Raw genomic sequence first — 18,863 nt, 5'->3', positions numbered from 1 at the left:
TGCAAGAAAAAGCCAATCTGCTTTTACTTGCCGCTTGCAGCTAAAAGCTCGCAGCTGTTTCATTCATAGGCCTGCATGGGCGGCGATGGCGGCAGCGATGGCCAGGGCCAGCTCTTCGGGTTTGCGCTTGATCGAGTAGTTGGTCAGTTCCGGGTGGCTTTCAACGAAGCTGGTATTGAACTGGCCGCTACGGAATTCCGGGTTGCGCAGGATTTCCTGGTAGTACGCGGCGGTGGTCTTCACACCTTGCAGACGCATGTCGTCGAGGGCGCGCAGGCCACGGTCCATCGCCTCTTCCCAGGTCAGTGCCCAGACCACCAGTTTCAGGCACATCGAGTCGTAGAATGGCGGAATGGTGTAACCGGTGTAGATCGCCGTGTCGGTGCGTACGCCCGGACCACCGGGGGCGTAATAGCGGGTGATCTTGCCGAAGCTCGGCAGGAAGTTGTTCTTCGGGTCTTCGGCGTTGATGCGGAACTGCAACGCGAAACCACGGTGCTGAATGTCTTCCTGCTTCACCGACAGCGGCAGGCCGGAGGCGATGCGAATCTGCTCGCGGACGATGTCGATCCCGGTGATTTCTTCGGTGATGGTGTGCTCCACCTGCACCCGGGTGTTCATCTCCATGAAGTACACCTCGCCCTCGGCGAGCAGGAACTCCACGGTGCCGGCGTTCTCGTAACCCACTGCCTTGGCCGCACGCACCGACAGGTCGCCGATGTAGGCGCGCTGTTCCGGAGTCAGTTGCGGGCTCGGGGCGATTTCGATGAGTTTCTGGTTGCGGCGCTGGATCGAGCAGTCACGCTCGAACAGGTGCACGACATTGCCAAAGCTGTCGCCAAGGATCTGCGCTTCAATGTGCTTGGGATTGACGATGCATTTTTCCAGAAACACTTCGGCAGAACCGAAGGCCTTGGTCGCTTCGGAGATGACGCGAGGGAAATTCTGTTCGAGTTCTTCGCGGCTGTTGCAGCGACGGATGCCACGACCGCCACCACCGGAGGTGGCTTTGAGCATCACCGGGTAACCGATACGGTCGCCCTCGGCCAAGGCCTCTTCGATGTCAGCAACGTTGCCTTCGGTGCCCGGCGTCACCGGTACGCCAGCCTTGATCATGCTGCGGCGCGCTTCAGTCTTGTCGCCCATGCGGCGGATGACTTCGGCCGACGGACCAATGAATTTGATTCCGCGTTCGGCGCAGATGTCTGCCAGCTCGGCGTTTTCCGAGAGGAAACCATAGCCGGGGTGCAGTGCATCACAGCCGGTTTCAACCGCCAGGTTCACCAGCTTGCGCGGGTTCAGGTAACCGGCCAGTGGCTCGGCACCGATGCTGTGGGCCTCGTCCGCACGCTTCACATGCAGTGCATGGCGGTCGGCGTCGGAAAAAATCGCAACCGAGCGAATGCCCATTTCGGCGCAGGCTCGCACGATTCGTACGGCAATCTCACCACGGTTGGCGATCAGGATCTTTGTTATCACTTGGAGGTTCCCTTGAGCCGGTGGCACCACGACCTGCTAGACCCAGGTCGACGCGTGACCAAATGTTTCAATTTAGTCGCAGGTCCACACTAGCGCTCATGAGGGATTAACAAAAATGAATAAAAATTGGGTCATGCATAAGCAAAGACTTATAGTTGAAACATCCGCCAGCCGTCAGAGCCTGTGAAAAATGCGTAAGTCCTTGATGCGTATGACATTGCGTCAACTGCAGATCTTCAACGAAGTGTGTGATTTACGCTCCTACAGCCGCGCAGCCGAGGAAATGTCGCTCACACAACCGGCCGTCAGCCTACAGATTCGTCAGCTCGAGGAGCTGATCGGCCAGCCATTATTCGATTATGTCGGCAAAAAACTCTACATGACCGAAGCCGCTGAAGCCCTTCAGCGTGCCAGTCGAGACATTTTCGGGCGCCTGGAAAACCTCGATATGCAGCTGTCGGACATGCAGGGTTCGCTGCAAGGTCAGTTGAAACTGGCGGTGGAGTCCAGCGCCAAGTATTTCGTGCCGCACCTGTTCGCCGCGTTCAAGCGTCAGCACCCGGAAGTGAATCTGCAACTGACCGTGGTCAACCGTGGCCAGGTGATCCGCAGGCTTTCGGATAACCGCGATGATCTGGTGATCATGTCGATGGTGCCGCAGGACATGGGCCTGGAATTCCTGCCGTTCCTCAACAACCCGATTGTTGCCGTGGCGCGCCCGGATCATCCATTGGCGCACATGGGCCCGCTGCGTTTGCAGGATCTGGAGCCTTACACGCTGCTGATCCGCGAACCGGGGTCGGGTACGCGACTGGCCTGCGAAGAATACTTCAAAGAGAAACGCGTGCACTTCACCCAGACCCAGGAAGTGGCCTCGGCCGAAGCACAACGTGAATGTGTGCAGGCGGGTCTGGGCCTGGCGCTGTTGACGCGCCACGCCCTGAACCTGGAGCTGGCGACCGGCGGCCTCGTCGAGTTGCCGGTCGATGAATTGCCGCTGTTCCGTAGCTGGTGCCTGGTGCAAGCCAAGGCCAAACGCTTGTCACCGGTGGCGCACGCCTTCTTGGCGTTTATCCGCAGCGAAAGGGTGCAGATCAGCGCGCTGGTTGAGCGTTTCGACGGGAAGCTGCGGGTGCCGCCTGCCAGTGAGTGATCTCGGGAAAATCGCCGATTTCGGCTTGAAGCTGACGAAGTTCGAAGCGATCTTCGATAGCGCGGCGAAATTCCATGCGGCGCTGGTCTTCCTGCTGACGACGGGTTTTCGCGGCGCTGTTGCGTTCTTCGTAGGGCTGAGCCATTTCGAGTCTCCCAAGGCGATGACGGGAGTTTCACGATAGGCGGGAGGGATGACGGTTTGGCTGCGTGTGGATGACAGTGCGATGAAACTTGCTCAGGGTTGTGGTGTTTTTGAGGACGCTATCGCGAGCAGGCTCACTCCCACACTTGATCTCGATATGACACAGAATTTGTGTACCCCGAAGATCCCCTGTGGGAGCGAGCCTGCTCGCGAATGAGGTCGGAACGACCTTGGATGGCTTCAGTCATCCAGCGCTTTGGCGGCTTTTGGCGACAAGCGCAGACTACGCAGACTGCGCTTCACGCTCTTGAGGTGGTTGACCAGGCTCGGCCCGCGCGCCATGGCCACGCCCATCGCCAACACATCGATTACCACCAGGTGCGCAATGCGCGAGGTCAGCGGCGTATAGATTTCGGTGTCTTCATGCACATCGATCGCCAGATTGACCGTCGACAATTCGGCCAGCGGCGTCTGGCTCGGGCATAGGGTAATCAGTGAAGCGCCGCTCTCACGCACCAGATTGGCGGTGATCAGCAGATCCTTGGAACGCCCGGACTGCGAAATGCAGATCGCCACATCGGTCGGTTTCAACGTCACCGCCGACATCGCCTGCATGTGCGGATCGGAATACGCCGCTGCAGTCAGCAGCAAACGGAAGAACTTGTGCTGCGCATCCGCCGCCACCGCGCCCGACGCGCCGAAACCGTAAAACTCGACGCGCTGCGCTTGCGACATCAGTGTCACCGCGCGCTGCAACTCAACCGGATCGAGTTTCTCGCGAACCTCCATCAGCGTGTGCAACGTGGTGTCGAAAATCTTCAGGCTGTAATCGGCGACCGAGTCGTCTTCATGGATCGCAAACTGGCCGAAGCTGGCACCGGCCGCGAGGCTTTGCGCCAGTTTGAGTTTGAGATCCTGAAAACCGGAACAACCGATGGCGCGACAGAAGCGCACGATGGTCGGCTCGCTGATGCCGACGCTGTGGGCCAGGTCGGCCATGGAACTGTGCATCACCGCCGCAGGGTCAAGCAGCACGTGGTCGGCGACCTTGAGCTCCGACTTGCGTAACAGGTGACGTGACTGGGCGATGTGTTGCAGCAGATTCAAGGGGCTGGACTCTTCTTATGGGCAAGGATGTAGCACGCTTGTAGTTATACTACATGAATTGGCTTTTTGCCTGCTCAATGCGTAACTCGATGTCCCCATATCAGGCGCGATGAAGCGCATGTAGCCCTTAAAACGGTTTTTCCTGTTCACGCAAAAGCCCCGCCAGACTGTCAGCCTCCACGGGCCGGCTGATCAGATACCCCTGCACTTCATCGCAACGCTCGGCACGTAAAAACTCCAGCTGATCCTGGCGCTCGACGCCTTCGGCCACGACTTTCAGCGACAGCCCATGGGCCATGGCAATGATCGCCCGAGTGATCGCCGCATCTTCACTGCCCTCACCCAAGCCGCGAATGAATGCCTGATCGATCTTTACGTAATCCACCGGAATACGCTTGAGGTAACTCAGCGACGAATAGCCGGTGCCGAAATCATCGATCGCCAGTTTCACCCCCAGATCGCGCAGTTGCTGGAAGGTCGCGATGATGTGTTCGACGCTGTCGAGCAACTGGCTTTCGGTCAGTTCCAGTTCGAGGTAGTGCGGTGCCAGACCGGTTTCCTCCAGCACCTGGCGCACCAGACTGACCAGCTTGCCCTGACGCAACTGATGCACCGACAGGTTCACCGAAACGCGGATCGGCTCAAGCCCCTGACGCTGCCACTCGCAGGCCTGCCAGCATGCCTGACGCAAGACGAATTCGCCGATTGGCCCGATCAGGCCGGTTTCCTCGGCCAGCCCGATGAAATCCCCCGGCGGCACTCGCCCCATGGTCGGGTGATCCCAGCGCACCAGCGCTTCCGCCGCATTCAGCCGTCCAGTTTGCAGGCACAGCTTCGGCTGATAAAACACCTTCAGCTGCTTTTCCTCGATGGCTTTGCGCAACTGATTTTCCAGCTGCAAGCGCTCAAGGGTGCTGGCCTGAAGGCTGTCGGTGTAGAACTGGAAATTGTTACCGCCCAGGTGCTTGGCGTGTTGCATGGCCATGTTCGACTGGCTGACCAGCGCAGAAATCTCCCGGGCGTTGTCCGGCAGCATGCTGATGCCCATCGAGGCGCTGACCACCAGCTCATGACCATCAACCGTCAACGGCAAGCGCAGCTTGGTCGACAATCGCGTGGCGACCCGAGCCAGGCTCGACAGGTTGCCATAGGCGTCGAACAGCACCGCAAACTCATCACCAGACAATCGGGCGATGGTGTCGGCTTCCGGCAAGGCGTTGACCAGCCGGCGCGCCATTTTCTGCAACAGCTGGTCGGCAATCTCATGGCCAAGGCTGTCGTTGAGCAGTTTGAAGCGATCCAGATTGATGTGCAGCAACGCCAGACTGCGTCGGCCCTGACGCGAGCGCTGATGCGCTTCGTGCAAGCGCTCGCGGAACAGCGAGCGGTTGGCCAGACCGGTGAGTTCGTCGTAATGGGTCAGGTAACGCATGCGCTCTTCGGATTCGCGTCGCGCCGACAGATCGGCGAAGAAACCGACGATATGGCTGACATTTCCCCGACCATCACGCACTGCATTCAGCTGCAGCCACTGCGGATACAGTTCGCCGTTCTTGCGCGTTTCCACCAGTTCGCCCTGCCAACTGCCGTGTTGCTCCAATGCATGACGGATCGCCACGTAATGACGGCGGGCGTCGCGGCTGCATGGCAGCTCGACGACGTTGCGCCCGAGCATGTCCTCGATGTCGTAACCGGTGACCCGGCTGAACGCCTGATTGATTGCGATCAGCGCGTAGTTCGGATCGAGAATGACGATGCCCTCACTGGCCGCCTCAAACACCGTCGCCGCCAGGCGTTGCTGTTCTTCGAGGCTTTTGCTGGCACTGATGTCGCGGCGGGTGCCGACCATGCGGATGACTCGCCCGCTGTCGCTGCGTTCTACTGCGCGGCCACGGTCTTCGATCCAGACCCAATGGCCATCGCTGTGACGCACGCGGTATTCGATCTGATAGTCCTCGGTGCGCCCCTTCAAATGCTCGATCAACGCGTATTTCAGCGTCGGCACATCGTCGGGATGCAGGCGCGGTTTGAGGTCGCGCAACAGCGCCGTGACGTATTCCGGAGCGAGGCCGAACAGTTCCTGAATCTGCGTGTGGTGGACTTCGTCGGTTTGCAAGTTCCAGTCCCACAGGCCCAACTCACTGGCCTTCAACGCCAGCGCCAGGCGTGCTTCGCTTTTGCTCAAAGCCTGATTGGCGGCGTCGAGTTCTCGGCTGCGCTGGGCAACGCGGTCTTCGAGTTCGACCTGGGCTTCGCGTAGCTTGCCCTCGGCGCAGCGGCGATGATCGATTTCCCTGGCCAGTTCCTGATTGAGCTGTTCGCTGCGCGACTGCGTCTGCTGCAGGTGTTCGATCAAGTGCTGATTCTGGAAGCGCCGCAGCAAGCCGCGATCGATCAGGCGATTGACCTGCCACGCGACCACACTCAGCGAGCCGAGCAAGATCAACCCGAGCCAGCCCCAACCTCGCGCCTGCTCATCGCCGCCCCAGAACAGATAACCGATCGCCGGCAATAGGCAGGGCAAGGTAAACGACAGAAATGCCGGCAGGCTCACCGCGTAGGCGACGCTCGCCGACAGAGTCGCGGCGCCAATCAGGCCGAACACCCAGGCTTGTTGCATGAAGTTGTCGGCGGGCACCAGGGCGATGCCGGCGCCGGCCAGGGTCAACCCGGTCATGGTCGAGCCGAGCAGAAACATCCGCCGCCAGATCGGTTGCGCCTGACGATCAGGGATTGCCGAGTCGAACGCTGCAACCTGAATCACCCGCAACGCCACCAGCGACAGCAACCACACCAGCCAGACGCTGACCACGAAATAGCGCTGCGGGCTCCAGAGCAAAGCGGCGCAGACCAGACCATTGATCAACATGAACAGGGTGGGCAATAACGAGCCCTGATACAGCAGGCGCGTGCGCTCGACCGCCATTTCGACGGCATAGTGCTTGCGGATAACCCGGGGTTCCACGGAGGGGCCCGACAGTTCGGCGCTGAGGGTCATGGGCAACGTTCTTGTTCTTATAAGGAGGGCGTGCGCCCGAAACGTGGACGGAGCATACACAAGCCGATCCCGTTGCCAAACTGCCCCAGATCATAATTTCAGCGAAACTTTTCCGTCCTTTGCCACCCGCGAAACCCTTGGAGCGCGGCGGGCCGATGCCTGTAGCCAGTGACCGACCGGTCGTCTTCGACTGGAGTTTCATCGGCTAATGCAAAGCTCGGTTTGCCCGGGCCTGCGGCGCACCCTAGAATGCCCCGATGCGCGATGATCTCTCCCTTCTGCTGAACTCCCTCAACGATGCCCAACGCCAGGCCGTAGCAGCCCCCGTTGGCCGTCAGTTGGTCCTGGCCGGTGCTGGCTCCGGTAAAACCCGAGTGCTGGTGCACCGTATCGCCTGGTTGATCCAGGTCGAAAACGCCTCGCCCCACTCCATCCTGTCGGTGACCTTCACCAACAAGGCTGCTGCCGAGATGCGTCATCGCATCGAGCAGTTGCTGGGGATCAACCCGGCGGGCATGTGGGTCGGCACCTTCCACGGCCTGGCGCACCGCTTGCTGCGGGCGCACTGGCAGGAAGCGGGCCTGAGCCAGACTTTCCAGATTCTCGACAGCGACGACCAGCAACGGCTGGTCAAGCGGGTGATCCGCGAGCTCGGTCTCGACGAGCAGCGCTGGCCAGCCCGTCAGGCGCAGTGGTTCATCAACGGCCAGAAAGACGAAGGCCTGCGCCCGCAGCACATTCAGGCCAGCGGTGATTTGTACCTGGCGACCATGCGCGGCATCTACGAGGCCTACGAGGCGGCGTGCCAGCGTGCCGGCGTCATCGATTTCTCCGAACTGCTGCTGCGTGCCCTCGACCTGTGGCGCGATCACCCGGGCCTGCTGGCGCACTACCAGAAGCGCTTCCGCCATATTCTGGTGGACGAATTCCAGGACACCAACGCCGTGCAGTACGCCTGGTTGCGCCTGCTCGGCAAGGGTGGCGACAGCCTGATGGTGGTCGGCGACGACGACCAGTCGATTTACGGCTGGCGTGGCGCGAAGATCGAAAACATTCATCAGTACTCCTCCGACTTCGCGGATTCGGTAACCATTCGTCTGGAGCAGAACTACCGCTCCACCGCCGGCATCCTCAAGGCTGCCAACGCCCTGATCGCCAACAACACCGGGCGTCTGGGCAAAGAGCTATGGACCGACGGCGGTGACGGCGAAGCAATCAATCTGTACGCCGCGTTCAACGAACACGACGAAGCACGCTACGTTGTCGAAACCATCGAAAGCGCGCTGAAAACCGGCCTGGCCCGTAGCGATATCGCGATTCTCTATCGCTCCAACGCTCAATCACGCGTTTTGGAAGAAGCTTTGCTGCGTGAGCGCATTCCGTACCGCATCTATGGTGGTCAGCGCTTCTTCGAGCGTGCGGAAATCAAGAACGCCATGGCCTACCTGCGTTTGCTCGAAGGTCGCGGCAACGATGCGGCGCTGGAACGCGTAATCAACGTGCCGGCCCGTGGCATCGGCGAGAAAACCGTCGAGGCCATCCGCGATCACGCGCGCCACAGCGATGTATCGATGTGGGAAGCGATGCGCCAACTGGTCGCCAATAAAGGCCTGACCGGTCGCGCGGCCGGTGCGCTGGGTGCATTTATCGAGCTGATCGAGAATCTCGCTGCCAAGTGCATGGAAATGCCGCTGCACTTGATGACGCAAACCGTCATCGAGCAGTCCGGGCTGATCGCTTATCACGAAGCGGAAAAAGGCGAGAAAGGCCAGGCTCGGGTAGAAAACCTTGAGGAACTGGTCAGCGCCGCGCGCAACTTCGAAAACACCGAAGAAGACGAAGAGTTGACGCCCCTGGCGGCATTCCTCGGCCACGCTTCGCTGGAAGCCGGCGACACTCAGGCCGACGAACACGAAGACAGCATTCAGTTGATGACCCTGCACAGCGCCAAAGGCCTGGAATTCCCTTACGTGTTCCTCGTGGGCATGGAAGAAGGCCTGTTCCCGCACAAGATGAGCCTGGAAGAACCGGGGCGTCTTGAGGAAGAGCGGCGTCTGGCCTATGTCGGTATCACCCGGGCGATGCAGAATCTGGTGATGACCTATGCTGAAACCCGACGCCTGTACGGCAGCGAGACCTACAACAAGGTCTCGCGTTTCGTACGTGAAGTGCCGAAAGGTCTGATCCAGGAAGTGCGTCTGTCGAATAGCGTCAGCCGACCATTTGGCGGCAACCAGTCGATGAGCGGCAGCAACCTGTTCAGCGGTAGCGAAATTCCGGAAACGGGTTTCAGCCTCGGTCAGGCGGTACGCCATTCGATCTTTGGTGACGGCGTGATCCTCAACTTCGAGGGTGCCGGCGCGCAGGCAAGGGTGCAGGTGAACTTCAGCGAAGGCAGCAAGTGGCTGATGCTCGGCTACGCCAAGCTGGAAGCGATCTGACCCCGATTTTGCTGTTTTTGTGGGAGCGAGCCTGCTCGCGAATGAAATCACCGCGGTTGATCTGATAGACCGCGGTGCGGCGTTCGCGAGCAGGCTCGCTCCCACAGGGTTTGGCGGTGGATAATCGAACAAGGACATTTCCATGGGCTCAGGCTTCTTCTCTTCCTGGACATTCTGGGCCCTGCTCTCGGCCACTTTCGCCGCATTGACGGCGATCTTCGCCAAAGTCGGCATCGAAAACGTCAATTCCGACTTCGCCACTCTATTGCGCACGATCGTGGTACTGGTCAGCCTGGCCTTGATTTTGTACGCAACGGGCCAATATCAGTCATTAGGATCAATATCCGCCAAGAGCTACCTGTTCCTGCTGTTGTCCGGCCTGGGCACCGGCGCGTCGTGGCTGTGCTACTTCCGCGCGTTGAAAGTCGGCCCGGCCTCGCTGGTCGCACCGGTGGACAAACTCAGCGTAGTGCTGGTGGCGGTGCTTGGCGTGATCCTGCTGGGTGAGAAACTTGACCTGCGCCAATGGGGAGGTATCGGCCTGATCACGGCCGGTGTGGTGATGCTGGCGTTTCGTCGCTAAGCACGTTTTCCCACTGAACCTGTCCCCGTTTCCTACAGCCAAAAGTACATGGCCTTATTGCCCCGACCGAGCTGAACGTAACCTGTCAGGCAAAAGCCCGAAACACTCTCTCGCTAGCCAGTAACACTTCAGCTGTGCAACATGGCGCGCGTGTCTCCACAAACGGGAATTCCCTTTATGAAACGTTTTCTTAGCATCGCCATGGCGTTGTGCATCGGCCTGACGATGAGCCTCGACGCCAACGCCAAGCGCTTTGGTGGTGGCAAAAGCGCCGGCGCTGCGCCGACGCACCAGACCAGCCAGATGGCTCCTTCTTCTCCAGGTGTCGGCGGCGCTGCTGCGACCGCAGGTGCTGCCGGTGCCGCTGGCGCTGCGGCCAAGGCCGGCGGTGCTTCGAAATGGCTCGGCCCTCTGGCCGGTATCGCCGCCGGTGGCCTGCTCGCTTCCATGTTCATGGGCGGCGGCTTCCAGGGCATGCAGATCTTCGACATCCTGATCATGGCCGTCATCGCGTTCGTGATCTTCCGCTTCATCGCCGCGCGTCGACGCAAGCAGCAGGAGCAGTTCGCTCCGGCCGGCGCACCGATGCAGCGTGAAGTGTTCGAGCAGAAGCCTGCTGCCATGGGTTCGATCTTCGGTGGTTCGGCTGCACCTGCTGCCGCCCGTCCGGTGATCAACGCGCCGGCCTGGTTCAACGAGCAGAGCTTCCTTGAAGCTGCACGCAGCCACTTCCAGTCGCTGCAGCAGCACTGGGATGCCAACGAAATGGACAAGATCGCCGAGTTCGTGACCCCGCAAATGCTCGAGTTTCTCAAGCGTGAGCGTGCGGATCTGGGCGACGCGTTCCAGTCGACCTACATCGACAACCTCCAGGTGCAACTGGATGGTGTGGATGATCGTGCCGACAAGACCATCGCCACCCTGACCTTCAGCGGTGTGTCGAAGTCCTCGCGCTTCGACCAGGGCGAAGTGTTCAGCGAAAGCTGGAACATGGAACGTCCGCAGGGCGAGAACCAGCCTTGGCTGGTTGCCGGTATCCGCCAGAACGGCTGATCCCTCCCCATGCTTCACTTGCGGTAATAAAAACCCCCAGCCTCGGCTGGGGTTTTCTATTTCACGGTTGCATCTATAGCGAGCTACTGTATAAACCGGCCCATATAAACCGCGCCATTCAAGCAAGAGGATCCCGGACGTGGAAGAAATCATCGAACAACTGCGTGAAGCCAACGAACCCGTGCCGGTTCCTTTGGAGTTGCCTGACGAAGATCTGCTGGTCGAAATCGAAGAACAGCTGTTCATCGACATTCCGTTTGTCTTCAGAGAGTTTTTGCTGACCGTCAGCGATGTGGTGTACGGCAGCCTTGAGCCGGTGACCGTCACCGACCCACAATCCCACACCTACTTGCCGGATGTTGCCGCCAACGCTTGGGATGTCGGTGTAGATCGCGGGCTGATCCCGATCTGCCAGGACGGCGACGACTACTACTGTGTCGAAGAAGACGGAACTGTGGTGCTGTGGCAGGCCGAAGAAGAGTTGATTGCCGAGGAAACCTGGGAATCGGTGTGGCACTGGGCGCGGGACGTCTGGCTGGAAAGCTGATCGGCCAGCCGCCCCGCCAGGTCAATGCCCCGACGACTCTTTGTGGTTGTCGAGGGTTTCCAGCAGCGCCACCTGCATCCGCGTGTGCACGCGGATGAACCAGCGCCAGAGCAGCGCCGCCACGGCGGCCGCGACCACGGCGATCAGTACCAGCAACTTGTTGGTCGGCAAGATACTGGCCGACAAGGCTGCCAACAGTAGGAAAATCACCAGCAGCGAGAGGATCGGGATCACTTCGGAGATCACCCGACGCACTCGCTGCGTGTGACGCCCGGCCATCTCTGGCTTGACGCCCATCTCCGCCAGCAGCATCGACAACGCCTTGAGCTTGCGATACGCCGCAATCAAAAACGGCAGCGAGACCAGCAACGCCCCGCCCCAGATCAGCGCCTTCTGCCAGCTCGGATCGCTGATCCAGTCCTGCAGCCAGGCCGAGAGGCGTTCAGCGAAGAATGCCCCGCTAAAGAAGATCGCAATCACCAACGCCAGATTGACCCCGACCTGGAGCAAGATCTTGCGGATGATCGACGCCAGCATCGCGCTCTCGCCTTGCGGCTGGATACTGCGCAGCCATTCACCGTACATGCCCAACACACGCCCCAGAGGCTTGGGCACAGCGCCAGACAGTTTGATCGACAGCGGATCCGCCGCACGAATCAGATAAGGCGTCAGCAGCGTGGTAATCACCGACACCGCCACAGCAACCGGGTAAAGGAAGTTGCTGGTGACCTGCAAGGTCATCCCCAGCGCGGCGATGATGAAGGAAAATTCGCCAATCTGTGACAGCCCCATCCCGACGCGCAGTGAGGTACGTCCGTCATTGCCGGCGATAAACGCCCCGAGGCCGCAGGACAACATTTTGCCGAGCACAACGGCTACGGTGATCACCGCAATCGGCCACGCGTATTCGAGCAGAATCAGCGGGTCGAGCATCAGGCCGATGGCGACAAAGAAAATCGCACTGAACAGGTCGCGAACCGGCTCGATCAGCCGCTCGATCTTCAGCAATTGCCGCGACTCGGCCATGATCGCGCCGATCAGGAAGGCGCCGAGCACCATGCTGTACTCAAGCTTGACCACCAGCAGACAGAAGCCGAAACACAGGCCCAGCACGGTGATCAGGAGCATTTCGTTGCTTTCGAATTTGGCCACATAAGCCAGCAGGCGCGGCACCAACAGAATGCCAATGACCAGCGCGACGATCATGAACAGCGACAGCTTGCCGACCGTGGAAAACACTTCGCCGGAGCTGACCGTACCGCTGACGGCGATACTGGATAGCAGTGCAATGATGCCGATGCCGAGGATGTCTTCGACGATCAGCACGCCGAAGATCAACTGCGCAAAGCGCTCGTTCTTCATCTTCAGGTCATTGAGCGCCTTGACGATGATGGTGGTCGAGGAGATCGCCAGAATCGCGCCGAGGAACAGCGAGTCCATGGTGTTCCATTCGAACCAGCGGCCGATTTCGTAGCCGATCCAGATCATCAGGACGATTTCGAGGAACGCCGCAATAAACGCCGTGGCGCCGACCTTGAACAGCTTGCGCAGGCTGAACTCGAGGCCGAGGCAGAACATCAGGAAAATTACCCCGAGTTCGGCGAGGGTCTTGATGGTTTCTTCGTCGTGGATCAGGCCGAACGGCGGCGTGTGCGGGCCAATGATGAAGCCGGCGACGATATAGCCGAGCACAACCGGTTGCTTGAAACGGTGGAACAACACGGTCACCACGCCTGCGACCAACATGATCACTGCCAGGTCCTGAATAAAACTGATGGCATGCATGGCGTGGGCTCCTTGAATGACAAGGCTCGCGGGCAGACGTCAGAAAAGTCTGGGCGAGCTAGGTAAAAATCCGCTTTGGGTGTGGGAATTGCCCTTGAGGCGGGCTTTTGCAGGGTAACACCGCGACTTCCGCCTGGAAGGCGGTGCAATATATGGAAACAGATCGATTCCGGCGTGACGGCGGCCAGTCGCCCGGCGTCCCGATAACGGTACTTTTGAAAAGCGACCAGGCACCCGCAGAGGTGCTTCCAGCAACCAGCCTTGATCCGTGAGAACGTTATGGAACCCGGAAACGCCCAGCTGTCGATGACGGTACTGATGACCCCCGACATGGCCAACTTCTCTGGCAATGTCCACGGCGGCACCCTGCTCAAATACCTCGACGAAGTGGCTTATGCCTGCGCGAGCCGCTATGCCGGCCGCTACGTGGTGACCCTGTCGGTAGATCAGGTGATTTTCCGCGAGCCGATTCATGTCGGCGAACTAGTGACCTTCCTCGCCTCGGTCAACTACACCGGCAACACCTCGATGGAAGTCGGCATCAAAGTCGTCACCGAGAACATCCGCGAACGCTCGGTGCGCCACACCAACAGCTGCTTCTTCACCATGGTCGCGGTGGATGATCAGCGCAAACCGGCCGCCGTGCCGCCGCTGCAACCGCAGAACAGTGAAGACAAGCGTCGTTATATGCAGGCGCAGCAGCGTCGGCAGATTCGCCAGGAGCTGGAGAAGCGCTATCAGGAGATCAAGGGCGACGCCTGAGATTTTTAGCGTTAAGAAATCGCTATCGCGAGCAGGCTCACTCCTACATTGGAACGCGTTTCCCTGTAGGAGCGAGCCTGCTCGCGAATGGGGGCAGCGCGGTCTTAAAGACTGATTGCAGTAGCCTCGAACTTCACCCGCGGATGCGCAATCCGATCCTGCGCTCGCACCAGTTGCAGCTCATAACTGGCACAGGCCTGAGTCTCCAGCAGCACCTCATGCACCGCCGCTGCGGTGAATTCGAACGCGGCTACCAGGCTGTCACCCAACAGCACCCGCGCCAGGAACAGGCCGGATGTCAGATCGCCCACACCCACCGGCTGACGGGGAAACGCCAGCAGTGGACGACGCAGATGCCAGCTACCTTCGGCCGTCACCAGCAACATCTCGAAGCCATCCGCCGGTTTGCCCGGATAATCCAGATGCTTGACCAGCACCGCTTTCGGCCCGCGCGTCAGCAGCGCACGCGCCATCGCCAGGCAATCGAACAACGACTGCGGCTTGCGCCCGGAAAAGCTGTCCAGCTCCAACTGGTTCGGGCACATGATGTCCGCCACGGCGGCCGCCTCCTCCAGGAGGAAATCGCTGACTTCGGTCGGCACGCTGCAGCCCTTCTCCGGATGGCCCATCACCGGGTCACACAGATACAGCGCCTTCGGATTGACCGACTTGATGCGTTCGACACCGCTGAGAATCGCCCGGCCCTGCGCCGCGCTGCCGAGGTATCCGGACAGCACCGCATCGCAGTTGCCCAGCTCGCCAATCGCGGCGATGCCTTCGACCAGCTCGGGAATCTGCTGCGGCGCCAGCACTTCGCCGGCCCATTGGCCGTACTGGGTGTGGTTGGAAAACTGCACGGTGTTGAGCGGCCAGACATTGACCCCGACCCGCTGCATCGGAAAAACCGCGGCGCTGTTGCCGGCGTGGCCGAACACCACGTGGGACTGAATGGCGAGCAGATGAGGCGTACGTTTCATTCGGGTCATTCCGTAAAACGATTGAAATTCAAGCCGCGCAGTATGCGACGAAACGCAGCCTGTACGACAGGCCGACGACGCAGTTAAGCTGACGCTATCTTTTGGAGTTCGATGTTGATGCTGACCCTGGAAAACATCTTCGTGCTGATACTGTTCGCCGCTGCCGGCGCCTGGCTATGGCACAACCACGGCTTGCGCGAACGCGCTCTGGAGCGGGTCAAACAGCATTGTCTGAACGTGCGGGTCGAGTTGCTCGACGGCAACGTTGCCCTGAAGAAGATCGGGTTCATCAAGGACGCCAACGGTCGCCGACGACTGGCGCGGGTGTACAACTTCGAGTTCACCGTGACCGGCGAAACCCGCCATAACGGCACCATCACCCAGTTTGGCGCGCACAGTGCGCAGATCGAACTGGCGCCCTACCCGGCACCGTTCGACGACACGCCACCGGTGGTTGAGGTGCACAAGCCGCGCGCCGAAGTCATCGAGTTGAGCCAGTGGCGCCAGGAACACACCAAGTGGAAGCCTTAAAGATCAAAAGATCGCAGCCTTCGGCAACTCCTACAGGGAATCGCATGTAGGAGCTGCCGAAGGCTGCGATCTTTTGATCTAACTTTCCCGACACCCCGACAAACCCTGCTGCAGCTTTTCAATGTTTTGCGGATCGACGAAGATCAGCTCAATCCGCGAATCCTTTCGCCACTCACTGACCTGCCAAATCAACTCGGCATTATCCAAAGCATTCGCAGACACCCAACCCTCCGAGCTGTGGATAACCAGTTTCGCCCGCTGCCAATTGAGGCGGGCGAGCCAGTCAGCGATGCGCCGCTTGTCGAACGTCTGCCCCGGATGCCAACGCCAGCCAATGCTCCAGCCTCCCTCCTGCGCCTGACTCAGGCAAATCGGCAGCGTCGGATCAGTCCAGACGGCCGGCATTTGTCCTGATCCGTTGGGTACGGCCAGATTATCCACACCATTGAGCGCTTTCGCGGCCAGGCCCGGCAGTTCGCTCAAGCTCAATTGCGCCTCTCGAGTCCAGATCAACGGCACTGCCGGCAACTGCCTGGCGATTTTTTCCCTGGCCCTGTCATCAAGGTTTTCAGCCTTGTTCAACAACAGCAGGCCAGCGGTTGCCAAGGCTTCCTGTTGCGCTGCCGGCAAGGCTCTCCCCCCTTCAAGCGCCTGAGCATCCAGCACCAGCACACACGGCTGCACCGCCAGTACACCCAACCACGGCGCCTCATTCAATTGTTTGAGCAACTGTGCTGGATGCCCCAGCCCGGACGGTTCGATGAACAGCCGATCCGGCTTCGCCTTGCGCAACAAACGCCCGAGGCCAATCTGAAACGGCGCGCCATTGACACAGCACAGGCAGCCACCGGCCACTTCGCCCAGTGCGATACCATCGGCGTCACTCGTCAGCAATGCGGCATCAAGGCCGATCTGGCCGAACTCGTTGATCAGCACCGCCCAGCGCTCGCCTTCGGGACGCTGGGCCATGAGCTGGCGAATCAGGCTGGTCTTGCCGGCGCCCAAAGGGCCAGCAATGACATGGGTAGGAATGTTCTGCAACATGGCCGGAAGCTTTCTTGGGAGATTCAAAGATGCGTTGGATGGGATGGTCGTTGCTGTTGACGCTGCTGTCGAGTGAAGCGTGGGCTCAGGCCTGCGTGGTGCACAGTCAGGGCGAGCGGCTCGACGTCAAAGTCTGTCAGCAGAACCGCAACATTCCGGAAAAACTGTTCAATGACGGTTTCTGCCAGCCAACCCTGGCCGGACAGAACGTCGAAGTGCAATACGTCGATCAATGCCCAAGCGGCGCGTTTGGCGTGTGCAGCAACGCACAAGTCGCCAATATGCCTTATCGCCAGGATATCCACTATTACGGCGTCGCCACCGATGCCGCGTATCTGAAGCCGTACTGCGAAAGCCAAAGCCAGGGTTCTTGGTTCAAGCCCTGAGGCGTCAACCGAGCCAGTCGAGGGTCAGTATCAGACGACGCTCGCCTGCGGCCGGTTGCGGCGAGCGATGGATCAAGCCGAAGCCTTCATTGCCGTGCCATTTCTCGCCTTTCAGTAAGGCGACGTCGCCGCTCTTGAGTTGCTGTATTTGCGCTTGGGGTTCGGCGTTGGCCTGCCCCAATTGACTGCGATCCATCGCGCCTTCCTTGAGCCATTGACTGCCGACGCCGGCGTACGTGGTGATCAGTCGCACCGGCACGTGATCGACATGGAAACGCGGGCACATGGCTTTATCCAGCACCCGCAGGCGCAGGCCGATGCGCCGCGCACCGAGCAAGCAGGCGAAGGCGCTGACTAACCATTTCAGGTCGGCGATAAAGCCTTCGTAACCCTCCAGATCGCGGAAACCCAGAGCAAGACCGGCAAGATCAGGTTCCGCGTCCTCATCCGGCAACTCCAGACACAACGACTCCGCCAAAGGCTCGTTGAGCGACAGAAGTAACTGGGCAAAATCGCTGATGTGCAAAGGCAGTTGGCGCTGCCAGACAGCGAGGTTGGTGTCGTCCTCCAGAATCCGCGCCAGTGCTTTCGGCGTCGGACCTTGATGTTGATGGCGGGTACGGTTTTGCAGCAGTTTGAGTGCAAGCATCAGGCGGCCTCTTCGTGCCAAGGGCCGAACGGATCCGCCAGCAATCGCCAGCCCTCTACGCCATGGGCCATTTCTTCATCGGTGAGCAGGCAGGCATCGAGTTCGGCAGAAAGCTGCAGGAAATCGATGTTCTGACCAATGAACACCAATTCCTGGCGACAGTCGCCAACGCTTGGCGTCCAGTTTTCCATGATGGCTGCGGTGCTTTCCTGATCTTGTGGCCACTGATCCTTCGGCACGAAGCGCCACCAGCGCCCGGCAAAACCGTGACGCATCAAACCGCCGGCCTGCGACCAGCTACCGGCATCGGTGGGTTTGCTCGCGAGCCAGAAGAAGCCTTTGGAGCGCAGCAACTTGCCGTTCAACCACGGACGATCAATGAAGTTGAAGAAGCGTTGCGGATGAAACGGGCGGCGCGCGCGGTAGGCAGTTGAAGCGATGCCGTACTCGTCGGTTTCCGGCACGTGTTCACCGCGCAGCTCTTGCAGCCAACCCGGCGCTTGCGCGGCTCTGTCGAAATCGAAATGACCGGTATTGAGGATCTTCTCCAGCGGCACTTCGCCCATCACCATTGGAATGATTTCAGCCTGGGCGTTGAGGCGTTTGAGGATGGCAATCAACTCTTCGCGCTCGTGCTGGCTGATCAGGTCGATCTTGCTGATCAACAGCACGTCGGCGAATTCGATTTGCTCAATCAACAGATCGGTGATCGAGCGTTCGTCTTCTTCGCCGAGAATCTCGCCACGGGAGGCGAGGCTTTCTGCCGCCTGGTAGTCCGGCAGGAAATTCACACCGTCGACTACAGTGACCATGGTGTCGAGACGGGCGATGTCCGAGAGGCTTTGGCCGTGTTCATCGCGGAAAGTGAAGGTTTCTGCGACCGGCAGCGGTTCGGAGATGCCGGTGGATTCGATCAGCAAATAATCGAAGCGCCCTTCCCGGGCGAGCTTGCTGACTTCTTCAAGCAAGTCTTCGCGTAACGTACAGCAGATACAGCCGTTGCTCATTTCGACGATTTTTTCTTCTGCACGGTTAAGGCTGACATCACGCTGGACTTCGCTGCCATCGATATTGATCTCGCTCATATCATTGACGATGACGGCTACCCGCAAACCCTTTCGATTACGTAGTACGTAATTCAAAAGTGTACTTTTTCCAGCGCCAAGAAATCCTGAAAGTACGGTAACGGGCAACTCGTCTGACATTGGATAATCCTCTTTAAAT

Annotated in this window: 17 protein-coding genes; 8 read left to right on the top strand and 9 right to left on the bottom strand. The window is 59.6% G+C overall.

Features of this window, described 5'->3' with window-relative positions; all coding sequences use genetic code 11:
- Positions 1 to 63: 63 nt before the first annotated feature.
- Positions 64 to 1,479: an acetyl-CoA carboxylase biotin carboxylase subunit gene (locus tag KBP52_RS18830; RefSeq protein ID WP_025112637.1), complete on the bottom strand. Its 1,416-nt coding sequence runs from the start codon at positions 1,477 to 1,479 to the stop codon at positions 64 to 66.
- A 190-nt stretch (positions 1,480 to 1,669) separates the two neighbouring features.
- On the opposite strand from KBP52_RS18830, the gene KBP52_RS18825 reads away from it, so the two are divergent.
- On the top strand, positions 1,670 to 2,632 hold the full coding sequence (locus tag KBP52_RS18825) for a LysR family transcriptional regulator (RefSeq protein ID WP_077575110.1): 963 nt from the start codon (positions 1,670 to 1,672) through the stop codon (positions 2,630 to 2,632).
- Here KBP52_RS18825 and KBP52_RS18820 read toward each other — a convergent pair.
- The 3 genes from KBP52_RS18820 to KBP52_RS18810 form a co-directional block, all read right to left on the bottom strand.
- Complete coding sequence (locus tag KBP52_RS18820) at positions 2,574 to 2,777, bottom strand: hypothetical protein (protein WP_116028569.1); 204 nt, start codon at positions 2,775 to 2,777, stop codon at positions 2,574 to 2,576. The genes KBP52_RS18825 and KBP52_RS18820 overlap by 59 nt on opposite strands.
- 239 nt (positions 2,778 to 3,016) lie before the next feature.
- Positions 3,017 to 3,883, bottom strand: coding sequence for a transcriptional regulator HexR (gene hexR, locus KBP52_RS18815; RefSeq protein ID WP_007912071.1), 867 nt, complete (start codon positions 3,881 to 3,883; stop codon positions 3,017 to 3,019).
- A gap of 127 nt (positions 3,884 to 4,010) precedes the next feature.
- Complete coding sequence (locus tag KBP52_RS18810) at positions 4,011 to 6,881, bottom strand: GGDEF domain-containing phosphodiesterase (RefSeq protein WP_116028570.1); 2,871 nt, start codon at positions 6,879 to 6,881, stop codon at positions 4,011 to 4,013.
- A gap of 257 nt (positions 6,882 to 7,138) precedes the next feature.
- Between KBP52_RS18810 and uvrD the strand changes: the two genes are divergently transcribed.
- From uvrD to KBP52_RS18790, 4 genes are all read left to right on the top strand, one after another.
- Positions 7,139 to 9,322 carry a DNA helicase II gene (uvrD, locus tag KBP52_RS18805; protein WP_007912069.1) on the top strand — a complete coding sequence of 728 codons (2,184 nt, stop codon included), beginning with the start codon at positions 7,139 to 7,141 and terminating at the stop codon, positions 9,320 to 9,322.
- A gap of 142 nt (positions 9,323 to 9,464) precedes the next feature.
- Entirely contained in the window at positions 9,465 to 9,905 is a 441-nt protein-coding gene (locus tag KBP52_RS18800; RefSeq protein WP_016984014.1) for an EamA family transporter, read from the top strand.
- Between the two features lie 177 nt (positions 9,906 to 10,082).
- Positions 10,083 to 10,958 (top strand): Tim44 domain-containing protein, encoded by an 876-nt coding sequence (locus KBP52_RS18795; protein ID WP_212620747.1) that lies wholly within the window; start codon positions 10,083 to 10,085, stop codon positions 10,956 to 10,958.
- Between the two features lie 139 nt (positions 10,959 to 11,097).
- Positions 11,098 to 11,505 (top strand): SMI1/KNR4 family protein, encoded by a 408-nt coding sequence (locus KBP52_RS18790; protein ID WP_212620746.1) that lies wholly within the window; start codon positions 11,098 to 11,100, stop codon positions 11,503 to 11,505.
- A 21-nt stretch (positions 11,506 to 11,526) separates the two neighbouring features.
- Here the strand turns inward: KBP52_RS18790 and KBP52_RS18785 are convergent, their stop codons facing one another.
- A complete protein-coding gene (locus KBP52_RS18785) occupies positions 11,527 to 13,290 on the bottom strand; it encodes a cation:proton antiporter (RefSeq protein WP_212620745.1) in 1,764 nt (587 codons plus the stop codon).
- A 279-nt stretch (positions 13,291 to 13,569) separates the two neighbouring features.
- Between KBP52_RS18785 and KBP52_RS18780 the strand changes: the two genes are divergently transcribed.
- The gene (locus KBP52_RS18780; RefSeq protein WP_003229693.1) at positions 13,570 to 14,052 is read left to right on the top strand and encodes an acyl-CoA thioesterase; all 483 of its coding nucleotides are present in this window, start codon (positions 13,570 to 13,572) and stop codon (positions 14,050 to 14,052) included.
- Between the two features lie 104 nt (positions 14,053 to 14,156).
- Here KBP52_RS18780 and pdxY read toward each other — a convergent pair whose 3' ends face one another.
- Positions 14,157 to 15,029 carry a pyridoxal kinase PdxY gene (gene pdxY / locus KBP52_RS18775; RefSeq protein WP_116028573.1) on the bottom strand — a complete coding sequence of 291 codons (873 nt, stop codon included), beginning with the start codon at positions 15,027 to 15,029 and terminating at the stop codon, positions 14,157 to 14,159.
- A gap of 117 nt (positions 15,030 to 15,146) precedes the next feature.
- Here pdxY and KBP52_RS18770 point away from each other — a divergent pair, with 117 nt between their 5' ends.
- The gene (locus tag KBP52_RS18770) at positions 15,147 to 15,560 is read left to right on the top strand and encodes a DUF3301 domain-containing protein (RefSeq protein WP_026000521.1); all 414 of its coding nucleotides are present in this window, start codon (positions 15,147 to 15,149) and stop codon (positions 15,558 to 15,560) included.
- 78 nt (positions 15,561 to 15,638) lie between these two features.
- On the opposite strand, the gene KBP52_RS18765 is transcribed toward KBP52_RS18770, so the two are convergent.
- Positions 15,639 to 16,604, bottom strand: a complete 966-nt coding sequence (locus tag KBP52_RS18765) for a CobW-like GTP-binding protein (RefSeq protein WP_116028574.1) — start codon at positions 16,602 to 16,604, stop codon at positions 15,639 to 15,641.
- Positions 16,605 to 16,633: 29 nt separating this feature from the next.
- On the opposite strand from KBP52_RS18765, the gene KBP52_RS18760 reads away from it, so the two are divergent.
- Entirely contained in the window at positions 16,634 to 16,990 is a 357-nt protein-coding gene (locus KBP52_RS18760; protein WP_116028575.1) for an NADH:ubiquinone oxidoreductase, read from the top strand.
- 4 nt (positions 16,991 to 16,994) lie between these two features.
- Here KBP52_RS18760 and KBP52_RS18755 read toward each other — a convergent pair whose 3' ends face one another.
- Both KBP52_RS18755 and zigA read right to left on the bottom strand, forming a co-directional pair.
- The gene (locus KBP52_RS18755) at positions 16,995 to 17,639 is read right to left on the bottom strand and encodes a DUF1826 domain-containing protein (protein WP_077575118.1); all 645 of its coding nucleotides are present in this window, start codon (positions 17,637 to 17,639) and stop codon (positions 16,995 to 16,997) included.
- On the bottom strand, positions 17,639 to 18,844 hold the full coding sequence (gene zigA, locus KBP52_RS18750; protein WP_212620744.1) for a zinc metallochaperone GTPase ZigA: 1,206 nt from the start codon (positions 18,842 to 18,844) through the stop codon (positions 17,639 to 17,641). Before zigA ends, KBP52_RS18755 begins: the two co-directional genes overlap by 1 nt.
- Positions 18,845 to 18,863 lie beyond the last annotated feature (19 nt).

This window comes from Pseudomonas sp. SCA2728.1_7, assembly GCF_018138145.1.
GTDB lineage: Bacteria > Pseudomonadota > Gammaproteobacteria > Pseudomonadales > Pseudomonadaceae > Aquipseudomonas > Aquipseudomonas koreensis_A.
Note: the sequence above shows the minus strand (reverse complement) of the source record. Positions and strands in the feature narration are given on the sequence as shown.

Excerpts from the sequence above, each read along its gene's own strand:
- KBP52_RS18825 (WP_077575110.1), top strand. The coding sequence starts at position 1,670 with ATGCGTAAGTCCTTGATGCGTATGACATTGCGTCAACTGCAGATCTTC.
- KBP52_RS18800 (WP_016984014.1), top strand. The coding sequence starts at position 9,465 with ATGGGCTCAGGCTTCTTCTCTTCCTGGACATTCTGGGCCCTGCTCTCG.
- KBP52_RS18755 (WP_077575118.1), bottom strand. The coding sequence starts at position 17,639 with ATGCTTGCACTCAAACTGCTGCAAAACCGTACCCGCCATCAACATCAA.
- KBP52_RS18785 (WP_212620745.1), bottom strand. The coding sequence starts at position 13,290 with ATGCATGCCATCAGTTTTATTCAGGACCTGGCAGTGATCATGTTGGTC.
- uvrD (WP_007912069.1), top strand. The coding sequence starts at position 7,139 with ATGCGCGATGATCTCTCCCTTCTGCTGAACTCCCTCAACGATGCCCAA.
- KBP52_RS18770 (WP_026000521.1), top strand. The coding sequence starts at position 15,147 with ATGCTGACCCTGGAAAACATCTTCGTGCTGATACTGTTCGCCGCTGCC.
- KBP52_RS18810 (WP_116028570.1), bottom strand. The coding sequence starts at position 6,881 with ATGACCCTCAGCGCCGAACTGTCGGGCCCCTCCGTGGAACCCCGGGTT.
- KBP52_RS18795 (WP_212620747.1), top strand. The coding sequence starts at position 10,083 with ATGAAACGTTTTCTTAGCATCGCCATGGCGTTGTGCATCGGCCTGACG.
- KBP52_RS18780 (WP_003229693.1), top strand. The coding sequence starts at position 13,570 with ATGGAACCCGGAAACGCCCAGCTGTCGATGACGGTACTGATGACCCCC.
- KBP52_RS18760 (WP_116028575.1), top strand. The coding sequence starts at position 16,634 with ATGCGTTGGATGGGATGGTCGTTGCTGTTGACGCTGCTGTCGAGTGAA.
- pdxY (WP_116028573.1), bottom strand. The coding sequence starts at position 15,029 with ATGAAACGTACGCCTCATCTGCTCGCCATTCAGTCCCACGTGGTGTTC.
- KBP52_RS18820 (WP_116028569.1), bottom strand. The coding sequence starts at position 2,777 with ATGGCTCAGCCCTACGAAGAACGCAACAGCGCCGCGAAAACCCGTCGT.
- KBP52_RS18765 (WP_116028574.1), bottom strand. The coding sequence starts at position 16,604 with ATGTTGCAGAACATTCCTACCCATGTCATTGCTGGCCCTTTGGGCGCC.
- zigA (WP_212620744.1), bottom strand. The coding sequence starts at position 18,844 with ATGTCAGACGAGTTGCCCGTTACCGTACTTTCAGGATTTCTTGGCGCT.